General features: G+C 60.9%; 18 protein-coding genes and 1 pseudogene. 16 read left to right on the forward strand and 3 right to left on the reverse strand.

Translation table 11 applies throughout. From position 1 onward, the window contains the following. Positions 1-508 precede the first annotated feature (508 nt). Genes AYK65_RS19645 through AYK65_RS19655 form a run of 3 tightly spaced genes read left to right on the forward strand, consistent with a single transcriptional unit; the run spans position 509 to position 5968 of the window. Positions 509-1270 (forward strand): ImuA family protein, encoded by a 762-nt coding sequence (locus AYK65_RS19645; protein ID WP_081159788.1) that lies wholly within the window; start codon positions 509-511, stop codon positions 1268-1270. Beyond that, a complete protein-coding gene (locus AYK65_RS19650) occupies positions 1191-2705 on the forward strand; it encodes a Y-family DNA polymerase (RefSeq protein WP_081159790.1) in 1515 nt (504 codons plus the stop codon). The genes AYK65_RS19645 and AYK65_RS19650 overlap by 80 nt, the downstream gene beginning before the upstream one ends. Continuing rightward, positions 2705-5968, forward strand: a complete 3264-nt coding sequence (locus tag AYK65_RS19655; RefSeq protein ID WP_081159793.1) for an error-prone DNA polymerase — start codon at positions 2705-2707, stop codon at positions 5966-5968. The genes AYK65_RS19650 and AYK65_RS19655 overlap by 1 nt, the downstream gene beginning before the upstream one ends. A gap of 59 nt (positions 5969-6027) precedes the next feature. Here AYK65_RS19655 and AYK65_RS19660 read toward each other — a convergent pair whose 3' ends face one another. After that, a complete protein-coding gene (locus AYK65_RS19660; RefSeq protein WP_081159795.1) occupies positions 6028-6810 on the reverse strand; it encodes a pyrroline-5-carboxylate reductase in 783 nt (260 codons plus the stop codon). A gap of 2 nt (positions 6811-6812) precedes the next feature. Further along, complete coding sequence (locus AYK65_RS19665; RefSeq protein WP_081159798.1) at positions 6813-7532, reverse strand: GntR family transcriptional regulator; 720 nt, start codon at positions 7530-7532, stop codon at positions 6813-6815. Positions 7533-7729: 197 nt separating this feature from the next. On the opposite strand from AYK65_RS19665, the gene AYK65_RS19670 reads away from it, so the two are divergent. From AYK65_RS19670 to AYK65_RS19730, 13 genes and pseudogenes are all read left to right on the forward strand, one after another. Then, a complete protein-coding gene (locus tag AYK65_RS19670) occupies positions 7730-8563 on the forward strand; it encodes a substrate-binding periplasmic protein (RefSeq protein ID WP_081160197.1) in 834 nt (277 codons plus the stop codon). Positions 8564-8624: 61 nt separating this feature from the next. Then, positions 8625-9395 carry an amino acid ABC transporter ATP-binding protein gene (locus AYK65_RS19675; protein ID WP_081159800.1) on the forward strand — a complete coding sequence of 257 codons (771 nt, stop codon included), beginning with the start codon at positions 8625-8627 and terminating at the stop codon, positions 9393-9395. Between the two features lie 12 nt (positions 9396-9407). Beyond that, the gene (locus AYK65_RS19680) at positions 9408-10076 is read left to right on the forward strand and encodes an amino acid ABC transporter permease (protein ID WP_081159803.1); all 669 of its coding nucleotides are present in this window, start codon (positions 9408-9410) and stop codon (positions 10074-10076) included. A gap of 11 nt (positions 10077-10087) precedes the next feature. Next, complete coding sequence (locus tag AYK65_RS19685; RefSeq protein WP_172402029.1) at positions 10088-10756, forward strand: amino acid ABC transporter permease; 669 nt, start codon at positions 10088-10090, stop codon at positions 10754-10756. Positions 10757-10793: 37 nt separating this feature from the next. Continuing rightward, entirely contained in the window at positions 10794-11672 is an 879-nt protein-coding gene (gene dapA, locus AYK65_RS19690) for a 4-hydroxy-tetrahydrodipicolinate synthase (RefSeq protein WP_081159806.1), read from the forward strand. A 63-nt stretch (positions 11673-11735) separates the two neighbouring features. Next, positions 11736-12968, forward strand: a complete 1233-nt coding sequence (locus AYK65_RS19695; RefSeq protein WP_081159809.1) for an NAD(P)/FAD-dependent oxidoreductase — start codon at positions 11736-11738, stop codon at positions 12966-12968. Between the two features lie 12 nt (positions 12969-12980). Next, positions 12981-13679 carry an SDR family oxidoreductase gene (locus tag AYK65_RS19700; protein WP_081159812.1) on the forward strand — a complete coding sequence of 233 codons (699 nt, stop codon included), beginning with the start codon at positions 12981-12983 and terminating at the stop codon, positions 13677-13679. Positions 13680-13686: 7 nt separating this feature from the next. Further along, positions 13687-15156, forward strand: coding sequence for an aldehyde dehydrogenase family protein (locus AYK65_RS19705; protein ID WP_081159814.1), 1470 nt, complete (start codon positions 13687-13689; stop codon positions 15154-15156). Further along, positions 15153-16184, forward strand: a complete 1032-nt coding sequence (locus AYK65_RS19710; RefSeq protein WP_081159817.1) for a proline racemase family protein — start codon at positions 15153-15155, stop codon at positions 16182-16184. The genes AYK65_RS19705 and AYK65_RS19710 overlap by 4 nt, the downstream gene beginning before the upstream one ends. Further along, positions 16181-16933: an SDR family NAD(P)-dependent oxidoreductase gene (locus AYK65_RS19715; RefSeq protein ID WP_081159820.1), complete on the forward strand. Its 753-nt coding sequence runs from the start codon at positions 16181-16183 to the stop codon at positions 16931-16933. Before AYK65_RS19710 ends, AYK65_RS19715 begins: the two co-directional genes overlap by 4 nt. Before the next feature lie 7 nt (positions 16934-16940). Further along, positions 16941-17693 (forward strand): SDR family NAD(P)-dependent oxidoreductase, encoded by a 753-nt coding sequence (locus AYK65_RS19720; RefSeq protein WP_081159822.1) that lies wholly within the window; start codon positions 16941-16943, stop codon positions 17691-17693. A 143-nt stretch (positions 17694-17836) separates the two neighbouring features. Next, positions 17837-18343: pseudogene (locus tag AYK65_RS19725) on the forward strand (cupin domain-containing protein). Positions 18344-18725: 382 nt separating this feature from the next. After that, positions 18726-21062 carry a toll/interleukin-1 receptor domain-containing protein gene (locus tag AYK65_RS19730; protein WP_081159825.1) on the forward strand — a complete coding sequence of 779 codons (2337 nt, stop codon included), beginning with the start codon at positions 18726-18728 and terminating at the stop codon, positions 21060-21062. 30 nt (positions 21063-21092) lie between these two features. Here the strand turns inward: AYK65_RS19730 and AYK65_RS19735 are convergent, their stop codons facing one another. Further along, positions 21093-22343, reverse strand: a complete 1251-nt coding sequence (locus AYK65_RS19735; RefSeq protein ID WP_172402030.1) for an autotransporter outer membrane beta-barrel domain-containing protein — start codon at positions 22341-22343, stop codon at positions 21093-21095. Positions 22344-23044: the final 701 nt, after the last annotated feature.

Below are 23044 nucleotides of genomic sequence, written 5' to 3' on the forward strand. Positions count from 1 at the left end.
CTTCACGGCGCACCATCCATGTCGATGTGAACGATCTTACCCGGCCGCTCGCTGCCTTCGTCGTTTGTCATCGCCTAGCTTCCATCAGGTCCCTCAGCCAAACATGGGAAGTGTGCGCCGCATTTGTCACCGTCCGGCGTTTGCATGTGCTCGCAGCCCCATCGCCATGCGGCGGCGGATCGCCGCGAAGCTTACACCGGCACCAAATGCTTTCACCAACAGCTTGTGCTCAAGCGCAGCGGCGATGACATGGGCCACAGATGAATTCAATTGTCGGCGCCCGGTGATCCCTCAGTCTCGGACCCAGATCGTTCACAGCCTGCCGTCGGTGCATGCGAAAAAATTCCCATTCCTGCCATCGAATTGAATCCCTTCACGGATTTCTTCGATGGGCACTCTCGCGCAACTTCCACGCGCCACATGCGCATTGACTCATTTTCGCTTTGAGAACAAATACAGAACATATTCCTGCTTCTCAAGCCGAAAACGGGTTGCCGTAAAGGAGATCATGACCGCAGCCGTCGCCATTTCGAATCCCGTCCTCGACGAGTTGCGCGAGAAAATCGCCAGCCTGGAAGGGGCAGGCTCACGCAAACGCAGTGTTCTGCCGTTTGGGGTGCCGGAGCTTGACGCGCAGCTGCCGGGAGGTGGGCTCGCCTATGGCGCGCTGCACGAAGTGGCAGGCGGCGGAAACGGCGCGGTCGACGGGGCGGCCGCGGCACTCTTCATCGGCGGTATTGCCGCGCGCACGACCGGCAAGGTGGTCTGGTGCCTGACGCGCTTTGATCTGTTCTTTCCGGCGCTCGCCCAAGTCGGGCTTCATCCCGACCGCGTCATCTTCGTTGAGTGCGACAAGGAAGAGACGGTGCTCGCAAGCTTCGAGGAGGCCTTGCGCTATGGCGGACTCGGCGCCGTGGTCGCCGAACTGGTGCGCCTGCCGATGACGGCGTCGCGCCGGCTGCAGCTTGCGGCGGAGAAGTCGGGCACATTGGGCCTGGTGATCCGCCGCTGGCGCCGCCAGACGGAAGCTTCCGACTTCGGGATGCCGACGGGCGCGGCAACCCGCTGGCGGATATCGGTGCTGCCGTCCGAGCCGCTGCCGGTGCCGGGCCTCGGTCGGGCGCGATGGCTGACGGAACTGATGCGGGTGAGAGCAGGGGAGGGAGGAGAATTTATTATCGGAGCATGCGATGGCCAGGGTCGTATCTGTCTTTCTTCCAACGCTGCCGACCGACCGGATCAGGCGGGCCGATCCTTCGCTCTCTCCTGACACGCCGCTGGTGGTGATCGCCAGGAGCGGCTCTAAGCGATGGATCGTGGCGGCCGATCGGGCAGCTCTCAAACTCGGTCTTCGCGTCGGCATGCCGGCGGCCAAGGCGCAGGCACTGGTCCAGGGTCTCACGATGATCAATGCCGATCCGGTCGCCGACCTCGCTACGCTGGAGCGGCTGACACTCTGGGCCTTGTCGCAATATTCTCCCGTCGTCGCGATGGATCCTCCGGATGGCATCATCATGGATACGGAAGGCGCCGATCATCTCCAGGGCGGCGAGGAACTGATGCTCTCCGGTCTCGTCAATCGCTTCCGCGGCCGAGGTCTCGCTGCGCGTGCGGCAATCGCCGATACCTGGGGTGCGGCACATGCGCTGGCCCGTTCCACAGATCGCGAGACTGTCATCATCGGGCGCGGCGAGACCGCCACGGCAGTGAACCGGCTGCCGCTGTCGTCGCTGCGGCTGCCGGCGGAAACTGTTCAGAGCCTCCGAACCCTCGGCTTTGCCACCGTTGGCGATCTGGCTGCGACACCGCGGGCGCCGCTGACCCTGCGTTTCGGGCCGGAGATCGGGCGGCGTCTCGACCAGATGTTCGGCCGCGTCGCTGAGCCGATCGACCCGATTCGACCGGCCGATCTTGTTGAGGTCCAAAAATCCTTTGCCGAGCCGATCGGTGCACCGGAAACGATCGAGAAATACGTCAGCCGCCTGGTGCGGCAGCTCTGTCTGGAACTCGAGAAGCGCGGGCTTGGCGTGCGGCGTGCCGACCTCATCGTCCACCGCGTCGACAACACGCTTCAGTCGCATCGGGCGGGCACGGCGAAGCCGGTCCGCGACATCGCCTGGCTGACAAAGCTCTTCCGCGATCGCATCGAGAGAATCGAACCTGGCTTTGGCATCGAAAAGCTCAGTCTTGCCGCCATTATCGCCGAGCCGCTCATCGAAACACAGTCGGCGTCATCGCTGATCGAAGAGCAGGTTACCGATGTGACGCCGCTGATCGATGTACTCGGCAATCGCGGCGGACAGCGGATTTTCCGCGTCGCGCCGGTTGCAAGCGACGTCCCGGAGCGCAGCGTCCAGCGGATCGCACCGACGGCCGATGAGGACGGCGCCACCTGGCCGCTCCATTGGCCGAGGCCATCCCGGCTCCTGGCGCGTCCGGAAGCGATCGAGGTGATCGCCCTTCTGCCCGATCATCCGCCGGTCTCGTTTACCTGGCGCGGCAAGCGGCGTCGCGTGAAGCGCGCCGACGGTCCGGAACGGATTTTTGGAGAGTGGTGGAAACGCAGCTCAGAATGGATCGCCGTCCGCGACTACTTCGTCGTCGAGGATGATACTGGCGAGCGCTTCTGGATCTTTCGATCCGGCGATGGCGTCGATGCGGAAACCGGATCGCACAAGTGGTTCCTGCACGGGGTGTTTGCGTGATGCGCTACGCCGAGCTTCAGGTCACCACCCATTTCTCTTTCCTCCGCGGCGCGAGCTCGGCCGAGGAATTGTTCGCCACCGCAAAGCTGATGGGGATCGAAGCGCTCGGTGTCGTCGACCGCAACAGCCTGGCCGGTATCGTGCGGGCACTGGAAGCCTCGCGCGCCACCGGCCTCCGGCTCGTCGTCGGCTGCCGGCTCGATCTGCAGGACGGCATGTCGATCCTCGTATACCCCACCGATCGGGCCGCCTATTCGCGGTTGACGCGGCTACTGACGCTCGGCAAGGGCCGGGGCGGGAAGGCCAACTGTGTCCTGCACCATGATGACGTGGCGCTTTATTCAGAGGGCCTGATCGGCATCCTGGTGCCTGATATGCCGGACGAACCCTGCGCCGTGCAGTTCAGGAAGATGGCCGAGATTTTTGGCGACCGTGCCTATGTCTCGCTCTGCCTGCGCCGCCGGCCGAACGATCAACTGCGGCTGCATAAATTGTCGAACCTGGCGGTCAAGCACCGGGTGAAGGCTGTGGTCACCAATGACGTGCTTTTTCATGAGCCCGGCCGGCGGCAGCTGCAGGATGTCGTCACATGCATCCGCACGGGCACCACCATCGACGATGTCGGCTTCGAGCGCGAGCGGCATGCCGATCGCTTTCTCAAGCCGCCAGAAGAAATGGCGCGTCTCTTTCCCCGCTACCCGGAGGCGCTGGCGCGGACGATGGAGATCGTCGAGCGCTGCAAGTTCTCGCTTGAGGAGCTCGTCTATCAGTACCCAGAGGAAGCTCTGATCCCGGGGATGACCGCCCAGCAGTCGCTGGAGCATTACACCTCGGAAGGCGTGAAGACCCGCTATCCCGAAGGTCTGCCGGCGCATGTCGAAAAGACCATCCGGCACGAGCTCGCTCTCATCGAGACGATGAAATACGCCCCCTATTTTTTGACGGTGTTCTCGATCGTCCGTTATGCCCGGTCGCAGGGCATTCTCTGCCAGGGCAGGGGATCGGCCGCCAATTCCGCCGTCTGCTATGTGCTCGGTATCACCTCGATCGACCCCGAGACCAACGACCTCCTGTTCGAGCGCTTCGTCAGTCAGGAGCGCGACGAGCCGCCCGACATCGATGTTGATTTCGAGCACGAGAGGCGCGAGGAGGTGATCCAGTGGATTTATCGGACCTACGGCCGTGACAAGGCAGCACTCTGCTCGACGGTCACCCGCTATCGAGCCAAGGGCGCCATTCGCGATGTCGGCAAGGCGCTGGGGTTGCCCGAGGACCTGATCAAGGCGCTCTCCTCCGGCGTCTGGTCCTGGTCGGAGACCGTTGGAGAGCGACAGGTGCGCGAGCTCGGCCTCAATCCGGAGGACCGGCGTCTCGCACTGACCCTACGGCTTGCCCAGCAGCTGATGGGAGCGCCGCGGCATCTCGGCCAGCATCCCGGTGGATTTGTCCTGACCCATGACCGGTTGGATCATCTTGTGCCGATCGAACCGGCGGCGATGGTCGACCGGCAGGTGATCGAATGGGACAAGGATGACGTCGAGGCGCTCAAAATGATGAAGGTCGACGTGCTGGCGCTCGGCATGCTGACCTGCATGGCCAAAGCTTTCGCGCTGATCAGTGAGCATAAGCATCAGGACCTCGACCTCGCCACGATCCCGCAGGAGGATCCCGCCACCTATGCGATGATCCGCAAGGCCGATACGCTCGGCACCTTCCAAATCGAATCCCGCGCGCAAATGTCCATGCTACCGCGCATGAAGCCCAAGACCTTCTACGATCTCGTCATCCAGGTGGCGATCGTCCGCCCCGGGCCGATCCAGGGCGACATGGTGCATCCCTATCTCCGCCGGCGAGAGGGCAAGGAGAAGGTGGAGTACCCGACGCCCGAACTGGAGGCGGTCCTCCACAAGACATTGGGCGTTCCGCTGTTTCAGGAGTCGGCCATGAAGGTGGCGATGGTCTGCGCGGGGTTTACCGGCGGCGAAGCCGACCAGCTCCGCAAATCCATGGCGACCTTCAAATTCACAGGTGGTGTTTCGAAGTTCAAGGACAAGCTCGTCTCCGGCATGGTCCGGAACGGCTACTCGCCGGATTTCGCCGAGAAGACATTCAGTCAACTCGAAGGTTTTGGCTCCTATGGCTTCCCGGAAAGCCATGCCGCATCCTTTGCGCTGATCGCTTACGCCTCCAACCACGTGAAATGCCATTTCCCGGATGTCTTCTGCGCGGGGCTATTGAACTCGCAGCCCATGGGCTTTTATGCGCCGGCCCAGATTGTCAGGGACGCCCGCGCACACGGTGTTGAGGTCCGACCCGTCTGCATCAATCGCTCGCGCTGGGACTGCACGCTTGAGTCGATCGAAGGCACTGGCCGCCATGCCGTTCGGCTCGGCATGCGGCTTGTGCGCGGATTGGCGACGGCTGACGCGGCGCGCATCGTCGCAGCGCGCGCCGACGAACCTTTCGCGTCGGTCGACGACATGTGGCGGCGGTCCGGTGTGCCGGTCGCGTCGCTGGTCGAGCTCGCCGAAGCCGATGCCTTCCTGCCGTCGTTGCGTCTCGAGCGACGCGATGCGCTCTGGGCGATCAAGGCGCTACGAGATGAGCCGTTGCCTCTGTTCATGGCAGCAGTCGAACGGGAGGCGCGGGCGATCGCCGAGCAGCGGGAGCCGGCAGTCGAGCTCAGGCAGATGACCGATGGCCATAACGTCGTCGAGGATTACAGCCATACCGGTCTGACGCTCCGGGAGCACCCTTTGCGGTTCCTGCGGATCGACCTTGCCAAGCGCCGGATCGTCACCTGTGCCGAGGCGATGACAGCGCGCGACGGACAATGGCTGATGGCGGCCGGCCTGGTGCTGGTGCGCCAGCGGCCGGGATCAGCCAAGGGCGTGATGTTCATCACCATCGAGGATGAAACCGGCATTGCCAATGTCGTCGTCTGGCCAAAGCTTTTCGAGCGATCGAGGCGTGTGGTGCTCGGCGCCAGCATGATGGCGATTAATGGCAGGATCCAGCGGGAAGGCGAGGTGGTTCACCTCGTCGCCCAGCAGCTCTTCGATCTCTCGGCCGACCTGTCTGGGCTTGCCGGGCATGACCGATCGTTTCATCCGCCGACCGGCCGCGGCGACGAGTTCGCCCATGGTTCGCCGGGCAGTCCGGACTCACGCGAAAAGGCGCCTCCTGGCGTTCGGGCGAGGGACATGTTCGTGCCTGATCTTCATATCGATACGCTGAAGATCAAGAGCCGGAATTTTCAGTAATGATGAATGCAGACGACAGGGCCCGCGTTTCGGATCTTTTCGAGACCTAAATCATGAATTCAGCTTGAAATGCGTTCCAACACTCGGGCCAGCGCCTGTTTAAGGGCGTCGGAGCCTCCCTTCCCGTCGAAATCCCGAAACACCTGCTCGTTCAGGCCGCCCTTCGTGGCGAATTCGCGGCTGAGATCGATGAAATCGACTTTCGTGTCAGCCAGTAAGGCCGTCTCGGAGAGACCGGCGAAGAGGGGCGCAAGATAAGCGCGGCCCTTCTCCTCAGGCAAGCCGTTTTCCACGAGCCATTCCGTCGTGCGATGCATGATTCCGAAATATGTCGCCATCAGGGCGCTTGCAGCGGCAAGGAGGTCATATTCCGTCTTCGTCTCACATTCGACAGCACTGCCGAGCACGTTGAAGATCGCCGCGGTATCGGCGTCCGGTGGATAGACGGCGGTAACACCCTTACGCCGCGTCACAAAGGGCAGTGGGATTGCTTGGGAAAGGCTTACGTGCGCATCGATCCAATCGAAAAGTGCTTCGCGGCTGGTCGCGGCGACGACGCTGATCACCTTCTGCCCATCGCGGAATTTTATCGGACGGATGACCTCTTCGGCGATCTGCGGGCGGATCGCCAGCACGACGGTGTCGCAGCCCTCGACGATCGCCTGATTGTCGCTGGAGACGAGCACCTGGGGAAAATCGGCCGCAAGCTTCGCCGAAATATGCGCGCTGCGCTGTGACACCATAACGTGGGATACGGCGGCAGGTTTGATCAGCAGGCCGCGCACCATGGCGTCGGTGATCGCCCCGGTTCCGATGAACCCGATTCTCTCAGGCAGAGGCATGGTCACTCCGCGGCAGCTCGAGAACCAAGGGAAACGTCGGTCGTATAGTTTTCGCGCAAGAACCGGATGAAGTTGTCTTGAAACTGCCGCGTATGAGCATGGGCAAGCTCGTCGGCGCGCTCGACGTCCTTCGCGCGAATCGCTTCGAGCATGAGGTCATGCTCGTCGGTCAGGAGATAACCGTCGCCGGTGCGCTCCAGGTACTCGAAATGCAGGTGCAGCATGCGCTGGCCCTGGTTCAGGAGCCGCTCATAGAAAGAGGCAAGATAGGGGTTCTTGCCGGCATAGGCGATTGCCATGTGGAACTGCTTGTTGGCCTCCGACATCTTCAGATGCACGTTTGTCTTCACCGCCGCCTCGAATTCCTTCTGGCGTTTGGCGATGATCTTCAGGTCCGCCTCTGTGCGCAGCGCCGCGGCAAGTCGCGTGTTCATGCGCTGGGCGACGTCAAGGGCTTCGACGTATTTCGGGAAGCTCGCCACCTCAATTGGCGCGACGATCGTGCTGCGGTTCGAGAGAGTCACCACGAGGTCTTCGCCGGCCAGCCGGATCAGCGCCTCACGCACCGGTGAGCGCGACATGTCGAAGCGTTCCGCGAGTGTGGTCTCGTCGAGCAACTGGCCCGGCGGCAGGGTCAGCGCGAGGATCTCGCCCCGGAGCGTCTCGTAGACATTTTTCCAACCGGTGCCGCGCACCCGTTTCGATTCAAGTTCCTCAGACACTTACGTCCCTTTTCGTCAGCGGCGGGCATTGGGCCAGAAAAATCAAGCCGTCATCAATCGTAAAATTTCCGCTTGACTTTGTCGACAGCGAGACGACATATTTTTGCCAGTCGACACGGAGCCGACAAAAAGACTGCAAGAACGGCCGAAGCCGACGGGTGGAACCGCGCTTAAGGCGCTTAAGATGGGGAATGCACATGCTTTCGAAGATGATGACGTCCGCTCTGCGGGCGACGGCCGCGCTCGCCCTGGCGGCGGGTGTTTCGACCGCCACTGCCTCGGCTCAGACGGCAGAAGGCTATTGGCAGGGCGTTCAGAAATCCGGCACACTGCGCTGTGGCGCCGCCGTTGCCCCGCCTTATGTCATGCGCGATCCGGCCAGCGGCGAATATTCCGGCTTCTTCGCCGATCTCTGCCGGGAATTTGCTGACGTGCTGCAGGTGAAGCCCGAGTTCGTCGATACGACCTGGGATAACATCGTCGCGGGCCTCCAGGCCGGCAAATGGGATCTCTCCCTGGCACTGAACCGCACGCCGGCGCGCGCCATGGCCGTGCAGTTCTCGATCCCGGCGATGGAGTACCAGATCTCGCTCGCCTACAACAAGGACAATCCGAAAATTCCGGCGGGCGCCACCTCAGTTGCCGATATCGACAAGGCAGACATAACGCTCGCCGTCATGTCCGGCACGGCCCAGGACAAGGCGATCTCCGCCGCGGTCAAGACTGCGACGATCCTGCGCCTGCCGACCAATGACGAAACGCGTCTCGCCGTGGTCTCCCGTCGTGCCGACATTCTCGTCGATGCCTCAGACACCAACCAGTTGTTCACCCAGTCGAACCCGGATTGGGCGGTTGCGATGAATCCGACGCCGGCGCTCGCCAAGCAGGGCGTTGCCTTCGGCCTGCCGCATCAGCTTTCGGCCGCCGACGTTGAAGTGGTCAATATCTTCCTCGAAGAAAAGGTTGCAACCGGCCACGTCGAGGAACTGATCCGCAAGGCCGTCGACCAGGTTCTCAAGGCCAGCAACTAAGCCATGCCGGGGCCGCCGAAAGGCGGCTCCGTTCCCTGTCTTAAGGAGGAGAGTTGGGACGATGTCGGATACCGCTGCGCTGGTCAAAATCGAGGGACTGCACAAGAGCTATGGCGGCGTCATAAAGGTGCTGCAGGGCCTGGATATCGAGATGAAGGCTGGCGACCGTGTCGTCGTCATCGGCCCCTCCGGCGGTGGCAAGTCGACTCTTCTCAGGGTGCTGATGGGGCTCGAGCAAATCGACAGCGGATCGATCCTCTTCAGCGGTAAGCCCTACATCTCCGCAAACGGCTCCGGCAAGACCGTCATCGATGCCAAGGTCCGGCGCTCGATCGGCATGGTCTTCCAGCACTACACGCTGTTTCCGCATCTCGACGTGATCGGTAACCTGATCCTAGCACCGACGAAGGTGAGGGGCGAAAGCAAGGCGGTAGCTCGCGAACGGGCAATGGCGCTGCTCACCCGCTTTGGACTGGCGGCCAAGGCGAACGCCTATCCTGCCCAGCTCTCCGGTGGGCAAAAGCAGCGGGTGGCGATTGCCCGCGCACTGATGCTCGATCCAAAACTGATGCTCTTCGACGAGGTGACGTCGGCGCTCGATCCCGAGCTCGTCGCCGAAGTCGAGCAGGTGATCTTGCAGCTCGCCCAGCAGCAGATGCCGATGGTCATCGTGACCCACGACATGTGGTTCGCGAAGAACATCGCCTCCCGAGTGATCTTCTGCGCCGGCGGCGTGGTCGTCGAGGATGGTCCGCCGGAACAGGTGCTCGGCGATCCCAAGGAGGAGCGCACACGCGAATTCATCGAGCGCGTCTTCCACATCAAGCACTGAGGGAGCGACGTCATGAACTACAGTTTCGACTTCGCATCCGTGTTTCGCAATTTCGGACCGCTGTGGGATGGTTTGCTCGTGACGATCCAGCTCACGATCGCGGCCAATGCCATTGGGCTGACGCTCGGCTTCCTGCTTGCATTGCTCGTGATGAGCCGCTGGGCAGTGATCCGGCTCCCGGTCACCCTCTTCATCGAATTCTTTCGCTGCACGCCGGCGATCATACAGATCGTCTGGTTCTTCTATTGCGTGCCCATACTGTTCAACGTGTTCCTCGGCTCGGTCACGATGGGCATCATGGCGCTTGGCCTCAATCTCGCGGCCTTCAATGCCGAGGCCTATCGCGCCTCGATCCAGGCGGTTCCACGAGAGCAGCTGGATGCCGGTATAGCGCTCGGTCTCAACCCGTTCCAGCGCATCCTGTACATCGTCCTGCCGACCGCGGTCCGCAATTCGATCCCGGTCCTGCTGACCAACGGGATCGGTATCTTCCAGCAAAGCGCATTGGTCGCCATCGTTGCGGTCCAGGACCTCATGTACCAGGGCAAGACGCTCGCCACGCAGACTTACCGCCCGATCGAGACCTTCACGATCATCGCGCTCGTCTATTTCGCCGTATCGTTCCCGGTCTCGCAGGTCGTCGGCTATCTGGAACGCCGCCGCGAAGCCATGGCGAGCTGAGGAGACCAACGATGATGAGCTTCAACTTCGCGATCGTGCTCAAATTCCAGGAGGCGCTCCTTCTCGGCCTCTGGACCACACTCAAGCTGACCCTGATCTGCATCGTGCTCGGCTGCGTTCTCGGGTTCCTACTGGCGCTTGCCCGCGCATCGAAAAGCGCCATCCTGCGGGGCGTTTCCGGCGTCTACGTAGAATTCTTCCGCGGCACGCCCGTGCTCGTGCAGTTGTTCTGGATTTTTTTCTGCTTGCCGCTGATCCTCGGCGTTGAACTCTCCAACATGGCGTCGGGCATCATTGCCCTAACCCTCTACATGGGCGCGATTAGCAGCGAGACCTTCCGCGCATCGCTGAAATCCGTAGGCCGCGAGCAACTGGACGCGTGTGTGGCGCTCGGGCTTTCTCCTTGGGTCCGGACGACGAGCGTCGTTCTTCCACAGGCGGTGCTGCGCGCGGCGCCCACGCTGCTCTCCAATTGCGTCAGCCTCTTCAAGGAAAGTGCGCTTGTCTCGGCCGTCGGCATGGCGGACCTGATGTTCGTCGGCCAGAACATTTCCAACAACACGGCGCGGCCGGTCGAGGTGCTGACCGTCGTCGCGCTTATCTACTTCGTGATCGCCTTTCCGCTGACGCGTGCCGTCACGGTTGTCGAGCAACGCATTCTCAAGCGGCTGGCCGTGTGAACGCGCCAGTCACCCGAACCCCCGAACGGAGACCCTCATGAAACTGTCAGGCGTCATGCCCGCACTCGTCACCCCCTTCGATGCCAAGGGCAAGATCGACTTCAAGGCATTCGAAAAGCTCATCGTCCATCTGCGCGAAGCTGGGGTTACAGGCTGGGTGCCGAATGGCTCGACCGGGGAATATTTCAGCCAGTCGGCGGAGGAGCGTCGCGAAGTGCTCCAGTTCGTCAAGGACTTTGCCAAGCCGGGTGAAATTTTGATCGCCGGCACGAACGCACCTGCCACGCGCGAAGTCATCGAACAGACCGCCATGGCAAAGGAGATCGGCTACGACACGGTCCTGCTCGCGCCTCCCTTCTACACACGCCCGACCCAGGAAGAGCTCATCAAGCATTACGAGACCGTGCTTTCCGCTGTCGATGTCAATCTCGTGCTGTACAGCTATCCCGCAAAGGATGGTTCGGACATCAGCTTCGAACTGATGGATCATTTTGCCGACAACCCGCGCGTTATCGGCATCAAGGAAAGCTCCGGCGTGCTTCAACGCGCGATCGACATCGCAAGCCGCTATGAGGGTAAGATCCAGCTCGTCAGTGGGTCGGACGACATCGCGCTCGACTTCATGTTCTGGGGCGCCGAAAGCTGGATCTGCGGCCCGTCCAACTGCATGGCCAAGGCCTGCTGCGATCTCGATCGCACCTACAAGTCGGGGGATTTGAACAAGGCCCGCGAGATGATGAAGACCCTCTACCGAGCGATGAATATCCTCGAATCCGGCAAGTTCGTCCAGAAGATCAAATATGGCTGCGGATTGCAGGGTCTGCCGGTCGGCGAATGCCGCGCGCCGCTTGGGTCGCTGACGGATGAGGAAAAGGCGGAGTTCCGAGCCGCCATGGAGCCGATCCTGAACTGGTAGGCCGATATGACCGGGCGGAAGGCCGCTCGGCCACCTATGAAGTTTGACGGGAGAGAACCCAGCATGACCACCGTGGTTGTCGGGGCAGGCATTGTCGGCACTACCATCGCCTACGAGCTGAAAAAGCGCGGGCGGCGGGTGGTCCTGCTCGACAAGGGCGAGGTCGGGGGCGGTGCCTCGTACGGCAACATGGCCTCGATCGCCGTGACCGAATTCATGCCCGCATCGCGTCCGTCGATCTGCAAGCAGATTCCGGGCTGGATGCTCGACCCGGAGGGACCGGTTCGGGTCCGGCCCGGTTACATGCCGAAGCTACTTCCCTGGTTCGCACGCTTCGTTGCGGCGTCTCGGCCAAGCAAGCTGCGTCAACTCGAAGCCGAGGGGGCGGTTCTTTGCAAGCGCGTCTATGACGACCTGCTGCCGCTGCTGCGCGAGACGGGACTGGAAGGTGAGCTGACGGAGGAGGGCTGCCTCTCGCTCTATAGCAACGAGGCGGAGTTCAGCGCCGACCGCGAGCATATCGAAATACTGGAGCGCTTCGACTTCCCGCACCGGCGGCTGACGGGCTCCGAGGCACGGGAACTGGAGCCGGAACTCTCCGACAGCATCGGTATCGCCGTGCTCTTCCCGCAGAACCGGAGCCTTCGCGACCCGTTCCGCCTTGTGCAGAGCCTTGGGCAGCGCTTCGCCGAGCTCGGCGGCGAATTTCGGCGCGGTGCGGTGGCCGGCTTCGACCGCTCCGACCGCATCTCTGCCGTCCGGATCGTCGGCGGTGATCCTATTGCTGCCGATGAGGTTGTGATCTGTGCGGGTGCACACAGTGGCATTCTGTCAAAAATGCTGGGTGAGCCAATGCCGCTCGAGACGGAGCGCGGCTATCACACGCAGATTATGTCGCCCGGCATCTCCATGCGCCATTCGGTTATCTGGCCGGCCCGGGCCTTCATGGTCACACCGACGGCGGGCGGCATCCGCGTCGGCGGAACGGTCGAGATGGCGGGTCTCGATGCCGCACCCGACTATCGGCGGTCAAAGGTTACTGTTCGGCGGGCGCAGACTGCGTTGCCCAACCTGCGCTGTGAGGATTTTTCCGAGTGGATGGGCCATCGCCCGGCCTTCCCGGATACCGTTCCGGTCATGTCGGCTTCGGCAAAGACACCAGGGGTCTTCTACGCCACCGGTCACGGTCACTTGGGCGTCACCTATGCGGCGACCACCGCGCGGCTGATGGGTGATCTGATCACCGGCGCGACACCGCCCGTCGACATGCGTCCCTATCGCATCGACCGGTTTTGAAAGGAGTTCTCCATGACCGATAAGGTTTGCCTGATCACCGGTGGCGGCAGAGGCATGGGCGCGGCCGTGGCGCGCGAAATGTATGCGCGTGGCTACAAGCTCGCTCTGATGTCGCCTTCGGAAAATTGTGAGACGCTGGCCGCAGAACTCGGCGGTGTCGCCCGCCGTGGGGTGGCGCAAAGCGCTGCTGATCTCAAGGGCATCGTCGATCTCGCCATCTCCACCTACGGCAGGATCGACGCTTTACTGAACCACACCGGCCATCCCCCAAAAGGCGACCTTCTCGAGATCACGGACGAAAACTGGGATCTCGCCAATGACATGATCGTCAAGTCGGTCATCAGGATGGCGCGGCTGGTGACACCGGTCATGGAGGTTCAGGGCGGCGGTTCGATCGTCAACATCACGACCTATGCGGCCTTCGAGCCGTCCTTGTGGTTCCCCGCTTCCTGCGTCTACAGGGCAGGGGTTTCCTCCTTTACCAAGCTCTATTCGGACCGTTACGGTCCGAAGAACATCCGCATGAACTGCCTCCTCCCCGGTTTCACCGACAGTCTCGATGTCGGCAAATTCGCAGATCTGACAGCGCTCAAGAGAATCGGCCGGGTCGAAGAACAGGCCAAGGCTGCGGCTTTCCTGCTCAGCGACGATTCCAGCTACATCACCGGCCAGAGCCTTCGGGTCGATGGCGGCCTAACGCGTCACATGTGAGGACACCATGCAGAACAAGCTTTTCATCGATGGCCAGTGGGTCGCTCCAGCCGACGGGGCCATGCTTCCAGTGATAGATCCGGCGACCGAGGAGGTTTTCCACCACATCGCGGCGGCCGGCGCTGCGGAAGCCGAGGCCGCCGTGAAGGCAGCCCGCGAGGCCTTCGATCACGGGCCCTGGCCGCGCCTTTCGGGCAAGGAGCGCGCAAAATATCTCCGCGCGATGGCGCAGGGTATTCGTGACCGTCTGCCCGAACTGGCGCGCCTGGAAACCCGCGACAACGGCAAGCCGTTGCCCGAGTCCGAATGGGACCTGACGGACGCCGCCGGCTGCTTTGACTTCTATGCCGACCTTGCCGAGGAGCTGGATGGCGAGGTCGAAGAGGTGAAACTTGCCGATGCGCGCTTCGTCTCGAAGGCCGTGCGCGAGCCTCTAGGCGTCGCCGTTGCCATCGTCCCTTGGAACTATCCGCTGTTGATGGCGTCGTGGAAAGTTGCGCCGGCGCTGGCCGCCGGCTGCACCATGATCCTGAAACCCGCCGAAACCACCTCGCTGACGGCGCTGGAGCTCGGCGTCATTGCCGAGGCGGTTGGCCTGCCGAAAGGCGTGCTGAACATCCTTTCGGGTAAAGGTTCTGTCGTCGGCCAGGCGCTGATCGAGCATCCCAGGGTGGATAAGGTCGCCTTCACCGGCTCAGGGCCGGTCGGCTCGCGCATCATGGCCGCCGGCGCGAAGGACATCAAGCGCATCAGCCTGGAACTCGGCGGCAAGTCGCCCTTCGTCGTCTTTGCCGACAGCGATATCGAGAAGGCCGTCGAATGGATCATGTTCGGCATTTTCTGGAACCAGGGCCAGGTCTGCTCGGCCACCTCTCGGGTTCTTGTGGAAGCTCCGCTCTATCCGCAGCTCTTGGAGCGGCTGGTCGAGGAAGCGGAAAAGATCAAGATCGGCAACGGCCTCGACACGGGCACGCTGCTCGGTCCGCTTGTCAATAAGAGCCAGTATGAGGACGTCCTTCGCCACATCCAACGCGCCGCCGAACAGGGCGCGACTGTCGCCTGCGGCGGCAAGCATGAAGGTTTCGACAAGGGTTTCTGGGTCGCTCCGACGATTCTCACCGACATGGCACTCGACAGCGATGCCTGGGTGGAGGAGATCTTCGGCCCGGTCGTCTGCATCCGTCCGTTCGAGACCGAGGAGGAAGCGATCCGCCTTGCTAACGATTCCCGGTTCGGCCTTGCCGCCGCCGTCATGTCGGCTGACAATCAGCGCTGCGAGCGCGTCGCAGCCGCCTTCCGCGCCGGGATTGTCTGGATCAACTGCTCGCAGCCGACCTTCACCGAAGCGCCGTGGGGCGGCTACAAGCAGTCCGGGATCGGCCGGGAACTCGGCCGCTGGGGTCTCGACAACTATTTGGAGACGAAGCAGATCACGCGTTTGGTCAGCGACGAGCCCTGGGGATGGTATCTGAAATGATCTTCGACAAGGCGCTCGATATCCTGCTCGTCCATTGTCAGGGCGAAAGCGGCAATGTCCTTGTCAGTGGCGCGCCGGAAATCCCCGGCGCGACCGTCCTCGACAAGATGAATCATCTGAACAATGTCGACCCGTCGCTGCGTCTGTTCCTGACGCGAGAACCGCGGGCGCAGGTCGTCCACACCACGAACCTGCTCCTGCCTCCGACCCGGTCGGATGCTGATGTGGCCTTTGTCGTGCTGCAGCCCGATCGCGCCCACCCGATGTCGGGTTCCAACTGCATCTGCGTGGTGACAGCGCTGCTGGAAACTGGTCGGGTCGCCATGACGGAGCCGGAGACGATTGTGCGGCTGGATACGGCCGCCGGGCTGATTGTCGCCCGGGCGCGCCGCGAAAACGGACGCTGCTTGTCGGTTAGCCTCGACAATGTGCCGGCCTTCGTCCAACAGCTCGACGTTGCAATCGATACACCGAAATGGGGGCAGATCACCGGCGATGTCGCCTTCGGCGGCGTTTTCTATGCCCAGATCGATGTCGATCAGGTCGGGTTGCGCATCGAGCCGGAAGCGGCGCGCGCGCTGGCCGAGGCGGGGACCGAGATCAAGGCGTTGCTCGCCGGTCACGTCAGCGTGGAGCACCCAGAAATCTGCAGTCTGAACGAGATCGCTTATGTGATGTTTCGCGACTACCAGCCGAATGGATCGGTCATCACCTGCACGACGCTGAAGCCCGGCCGAGTGGACCGTTCGCCCTGCGGCACGGGCTCCTCAGCCAACCTCGCGATCCTGCATGCGCGAGGTCGGGCCAGAACCGGCGACAGGTGCATTTCGCGCAGCATCATCGGCGGCACTTTCACAGCAGAGATTCTTGGTGAGACCACGGTAGGAGGCCGCCCCGCTGTTTTGCCGCGCATCACGGGCCAAGGTTACATCTTCGGCCGACAGCAATTGCGGCTCGATCCGCAGGATCCCTTCCAGCAAGGTTTTGCGATGTCGGATACCTGGGGTCCGCAGGTGGGTGAGCTATGAAGCTATCAGGACAATCAATCCTCGTGACCGGCGCGACAGGCGCCATCGGGCAAGCGATCTGCCGTGCTCTCGCGGCTGACGGCGCACAAGTCGTCGTCCATTATGGCCGTAATCGCGAGGCCGCAGAGGCGCTTGTGAAAACGCTGGACGGCAGAGGCTGGGCCGTATCGGCTGATCTGTCGGATCCGGCCGGACCGCAAGCCTTGTGGGATCAGGCCATCGCAACCGCCGGCCGGCTAACAGGTCTGGTCAACAATGCCGGCATCCGCTCAGAGGTTGCAGTGGACGCGCCGATGGAGGAATGGCAGCAGGTCTGGGCGCGCGAAATGCGGGTCAATTTCCTGTCGGCGGTCGATCTGTCGAAGCTCGCCATCCTGCATTTTCGCGACAATGGCGGCGGCCGGATTGTGAATATGGCGAGCCGTGCTGGGCAGCGCGGCTACACCTCGAGCGCCATGGCCTATGGTGCGTCGAAAGCCGCCCTGATCAATCTCACCAAATCCATAGCGCAGAGCCATGGGCACGAAGGCGTGACTGCAGTGGCACTGGCACCCGGCTGGGTGCGCACAGAAATGGCCGAAGCCTATATCGCCGAACACGGCGAGGCGGCGGCTCTGGCCGGCATCCCCATCGCCCGGATGGCCGACCCGCAAGAAGTCGGCGAGATCACCGCCTTTGCCTTCCGTCCCACACAAGTCTCGCTCAACGGCGCAGTTCTGGACGTGAACGGCGGCAGCTACCTGAGGTAAATTCCCCATGCGTTTTAAGGACAAGGTTGTCATCGTCACCGGCGCTGCCGGCGGCATCGGAGGCGCCATCAGCGCTCGCTTCGCCGCTGAAGGCGCCCAGGTCATCGTCACGGATATGAACAGCGAAGGCGCGGACGCAACCATCGCCCAGATCGTGGCCGAGGGCGGAAGAGCGCGGGCGCTCGCCAGCGACATCTCGACCGCCGAAGGCTGCCGAGCGATCATCGAAAATGTCATCGAGACGGAAGGCCGCATTGATGTGCTCTGCAACAATGCCGGCATCAACCGCCGCGGCAACCTGCTTTCTCTGACACCCGACGACTGGCGGCTGAGCTTTGCCGTCAATGTCGATTCGATGTTCCACCTGTGCCAGGCCGCGCTGCCGCACATGATCGAGGCCGGAGGTGGGGCGATCGTCAACACGGCCTCCCAATGGGGCCTCTACCCCGCTCCGAACCACATCGCCTACAACGTGACCAAGGCGGCGGTAGCGAGTTTCACGCAGAACCTTGCCCGCGATTACGCGCCGAACAAGATCCGCGTCAACGCCGTCTGTCCTGGCGAGATTCACACGCCGATGCTTGAGGCCGGGGTGAGGCGGTCGGGGCGGACCATTGCCGACCTCGACAAGCTGGTGCCCTTTGGTCGGATCGGGAAGCCGGAGGAAGTGGCGGCCCTGGTTGCCTTCTTGGCATCCGACGAGGCCGCTTTCATGTGCGGTTCGCTCGTCGAGATCACCGGAGCTCAGGCGGTCGCCTAAGTAGGCGGACGTGCACCTTTGCGCTACGAAATCGCATAACATCTCGTCTGGAAGCGATTTTGCACGGCACCAGTAGGCTGCTAAATTCTAGCGAGCCGATCTAGGACCTGGTGCGGTCCCGATGCCAAAAAACGGCGGCCAGCATGTCGGATCACCCTCATCATCACGGTCATGACCACCACCACGCAGAGGACCGGTGGAAACATAACGGCGTTCGCGTCATCAAGGGGGACCAACTCGATGACAATACGGCCCAGACTCCCGGCATGTATCGGCAGGCGGCCATCAATCATGCGCGTGTCGGCGCCCAGAAGATCTGGGCCGGCACCGTCTCGATCGAGCCCAATGCCAAGACCGGCGTGCATCACCATGGTCCGCTCGAAAGCGTAATCTTTGTCGTTCGCGGCAAGGCGCGCATGCGTTGGGGCGACAGGCTCGAATATGTCGCGGAAGCCGGCCGAGGCGACTTCATCTAGGTACCACCCTTTGTGCCGCACCAAGAAATCAATGCCGATCCCGAGAACGTGCTCGAATGCGTGCTGGTGCGATCCGACAACGAGGCGGTGGTGGTCAACATCACCGATGTCGATCCGGTGGAAAAGCCAGAGGAAGTCTATTGGATTGATCCAATCCATAAACATCCAGGCTGACCGTTTGGGAGCCTCTGTTTCGTTCGGCGGGACGGGCTGTCCCGTTTGCGGGACGGACTTCGCTTCACGTTGCCTTGCAGTGCGCGCCGTCGGAAAACGCTATGGAAGTCGACCGCTTGCGCCAGGATCAGGCGCCCGCCTAATGGCAGGGTCCGCGCTTCGAATCCGTTCAAGGCGAGGGATGCAAAATCCGCTTTCGGTGACGGCCGGGTAGGTTCTGTTGAATCCACCCGCTCGACGCCGGCACGTTGTGACGATCACCGCCACGATCCAGAAGCGTGAAATTTCTCTCGCCTAGGTGGAGCGCAGGCTAGTATAGTGGTGGTTATATTTTGCGGCACGAGCACTGAGGGGCCTGAACGTGCGTGCAGCGCTGTCCTTGATGGGGAAGAAATCTGCAGACGCAATCCCGGTCGGGGAGGGTGGCGAGGGATATAGATACAGGGCCTTCATCAGTTACTCCTCCAAGGATCGCTCGGCAGCAGAGAAGCTTCAAAGGTCATTGGAGTCATACAGGATACCTAAGCCACTCCGCAGGTCCGGGATCCATCGGAACGAAAGAGTCTCTCCGATCTTCCGAGATCGATCTGATCTAAAGGCGTCTGCAGACCTTGGGCAAACAATCAAGGACGCACTGGAGAACTCCGAGTATCTGATAGTGCTATGCAGTCCTGCAGCCGCCAACTCTAAGTGGGTGGACAAGGAGATTTCCTTCTTCAAGGAGCTTGGGCGATCGGACAACATCATAGCGGTGATCGTTGGCGGTCTGCCTGCCGTTAACGATCCTCTTCGGGAGCCGCAAGGAGCTTTCCCAAAAGCCTTGGTCGGCCTACTCAGCGGCGATGACTCGTTGACGGAGCCTTTGGCCGCCGACATCCAGGAGCCGGCTGCGGACGGACGAGGCGGTGACGGTTTTAACTTGGCGAAGCTCAAGGTTATCGCAACGCTGCTTGGTGTTTCCCTTGCCGAACTCACGCAGAGACAGGCTGAGGTGGATCGACGTCAACGTCGCGTAGCTCAAGCCGTTGCCGCTGGGATGCTTGTCCTTGCCGTTGTCGCGGGTATAGGGGCATGGATTGCAGTGGAGCAAAGTAGGGCCGCCGAGCGACGCCTTCAGAACGCTGTCGAAAGTGCAGCTAGGCAGATAGGGGCCACGGTCCGATATAGAGACCGATATGGTGTGCCGTCGGACGTAATCCAGGAGCTGCTGAGATCTGCGGAGGTAGATTTCGGCAAGCTCATCTCGGACGATGGCACTTCGCCGAAGCTCGTGTTTCAACGCGCGCGGCTCAATCTGGAATTTGCCGAGCTGTTCAATCTGGTTGGCGATGAGCAATCGCAACAGAAGGTCGCGCCTCTCATCGAGGAGACGAAGACAGCCTTAAATCGGTTGGAGCAAAGGTCATCAACGGCTTGGGAATGGATTGGCCTGTCTTCAACACCGGATCCCGCTGCGATTGCATTGTTGCGATTGAAGCTGCTCGATGCGGAAGGCCAGGAAAAAACTTATGGAGGACGCTTTACTGAAGCAATCGCGTCGGCGGAATCAAGGATTGCCTTGGCCCAGGCATGGTTAGCCAAGACAGGTGACCTGGCGTGGCTTCGCGAATTGGCCCAGGGACATTGCCGCCTGGGAGCATACAATTACCAATGGGGGCGGCTCGCCGCCTCCGCGGCTTCATACGAAAAATGCCTGGAGACAACCAGGTCGCTCATGCAAAAGAGGCATGCCCCGTCGGATCGCGGAGATCTGATGGCTGCACTTTCTGCGCTGGCCACGACACTTGTGGAGATGGACCGACGTTCCGATGCGCTGTCGCGGCAACAGGAAGCTGCGGAGACTGCAAAGGCCCTGGTTTCCGCCGAACCCCATAATACGGATTACCAGCGAACTGAACTGGTCACATTGACGAGGCTCGGCGATATGATCCTGTCGGTGCAAATGAATGTCGCTGCGTCGCTGCAGCGTTATGGGCAGGCTTTGCTTATTTCGGATAAGCTAACGAAATCGGATGCCTCCCGGCTGGACTGGCAACGGGACCGCTCTCTCTTGCTGGAGAGATTGGCGAGCGTCCTTCTCCGTTCGGCGGACAGCGCAGATGCGACGACATCGCTGGAGAATTTGCGCCGGGCGGATTTTTATGTTGTGGAGGCTTTGCAGATCGCCGAGCGCCTCCTCAACAATGATCCCCTGAACCAGGAATGGTTAAGAGATCGAAGCGTCCTTGAAGAAAGGCAGGGTCAAATAGCCTTGGCGGCCTATAAGCGCGGCGGCCATGCGAGTAAATTGGTTGACTCTGCGCGCTGGTACGCCAACGCAATCTCCGATCGGCGCGCTATCCTAAAAGCGGATCCGGGGCGCTCGTTCTACAAGCTCGACTTGGCTGTCGTCCTGGTCCAATTCGGCGAAGTCGCGATGGAAAGACGGGAGAACCAAGTGGCAGAACGTTCACTGCGAGAGGCGTTGTTGCTTTTGGAGGACCTAACAAGTAGCAATGAGGCGCAGCCAATATGGTTGCGCGAGGTCGCGAAAGTCCGGGCCGCGCTTGCAAACCTTCATCAGCAGCAGGGAAGCATAGCGGACGCTCAAACAGAAATTCAAAGGGCTATAGAGATAATACGCAATTTACGCGGAAAGTTCCCAGATATACTTCAGTATCGAATGGATGAAGAATACCTGATCTACAAGCGGGGTGAACTTACCAGTTTGCGGAAATGAGAGCTTGACGGGCATCTTCCTAGGCCTGTCTTAGAACGCTATCCGTAATCCACCTTTGACGCCATAGTTGTCGACCAGGTCGTGGCCCAGGATCGCTCGTCCGTCGATGTAGGCTACCCCTCCATTGAAGATTTCGGCGACTATGCCGCTGCGTATCTCAAAAAAGTCACGGTCCGGCGGGTTGGATTTGAAAGTGAAGGCGAAGGGATTGGGACGACGATCCTCGACGAAGGTCGCGCTAATGGTGCGTTGATCGTTCGCGAATTCATGAATGTAGTCAAACTGCAAGAATGGAATGACGGCTAGCGCGTCGAACACAAAAGGCTTGGAAACGGCAAAGCCGATGCGTGTCTGGACAGACGAAATATCCTGCTCGTCGTAGCGTAGACTGGCACCGGTGATCGGGACGTGTTGAAGACTGCCGGCCGCTTCCGTCTCTGAGTAGGCATCAATGCTCTTCCACCACGTGTTCAAGGAAAGCCGTGGACCGACGGCGACTCCGCTTAATTCCCAGTCGTATCCAGTGTGAATGTCCGCGGAAAATCCAACATAGTCAGGATCGCCACTGATGATGCCGGCAGTGACATTGGCGGGGGCTAGCTCACCTGGCTGCTGCGTCTCGTCAATCGCTGCGTCGATAGTACATAAGCTGTTGCGGTATTTTTGACGGCCCCTGCTGACGCCGACTTCGGCGGTAAGGAAGCCATTCTCTAGGATCTGTGTCTGGTAGAACGCAGATCCTCCGAATTCGTCAAGGTCGACATTACCTTCATTAGGGATGCCACACACGTCTTCAAAGTTTGCAGACAGGAATCTTCCCGTACCCTGCTCGCTAATCAACACGGTTTCCGGCCCTGAATATGAACCATTTCCGGTCGAGTAGGTTCCCTTTAAACCTACTATGCTGTCGTCTGAGATGTTCCAGGTTGCGCCGATATCCGCGCTGAAGGTGTCGATCTCCCATGCAGGCTCGTAGGCGGTGGGCGCCTGTTGGTAGTTTTCGTATTCGAGTTGACCAAAAACGCTGAAACCATCGAACGGGATAAGGGCGTTCGCATTCAGCACCCCATCCCCACCATCGAACATACTGGAAAAAACGTTGCCGGATACGTTTCCCTGATAAAAGTAATTCGAAACGGTTTCGCTTACAGGACTCTTACAGTCAGGGTCTTCAGATGGATCGCACTCTTCGGATCTCCGCCGACTCACATCAAACTGTGACACGGTTCGAGTGGACTGGAGGGAGGATAAGCTGCCCCCAATAACCGATCCGCCCGACAAATTAGTCTCCTCTGGTCTGCAATGACGCGCAAGATTGGGTCCGATAAGACTGGGAACGGCGGCGGGATTGTTTACGAATTTGCAAGGGTCTTCCCCCTGTCCGAGAAGAATCCTCAGTGCCTGGCTGTAAGTCTCGAAGTTATGTCTAAGAGGGGTGGGAGCGCTTTGGGCATAGACACCGCTGGAATACAGAGCGCAGGCGCAAGTCGTCGCTGTTACCAGTTTTGTTCGCATCACGTCCCCCTTGACGCGTTGACGTCCCGCAATCTGGTTCCGGGAAGAAAGTAATGATCCGACGGCGGGTCAAGCTCTCACCGGATTGATGATCACATCATTTTTATCGAAGACAACATAATCTTCGACTACTCCTCTAGATTGTGGCCGAAGGATGCACAAAAACAACACCCGCTAATTTAGTGGGAGCGCCCGGCGGGGATCGGTACTCCAGTCCGCTGGTTAGAGATTGAACACTTCCAGTGTGTAGGTGGGGCGGAGGCTCCGAGGCAGGAATCGATCCGAAGGTCCGAGAATGGACCTGGTTGGCGGAAGAGGAGGACAGCCGGGCGGTGAGTAGGCGGGTCTCCGTCAAGAAAGTACTTGTCTCCAATTGCGAAGGCGTTGCCTTCAGGTGTGCGGTAGGACCCGCGAAGAGCGCTGTGCCTGCAAGCGCGTGCAATTGCTGGAGTTGCGCAAGCAAAAAT

The sequence above is a fragment of the Ensifer aridi genome, from assembly GCF_002078505.1.
In the GTDB taxonomy this organism is placed as follows: domain Bacteria; phylum Pseudomonadota; class Alphaproteobacteria; order Rhizobiales; family Rhizobiaceae; genus Sinorhizobium; species Sinorhizobium aridi.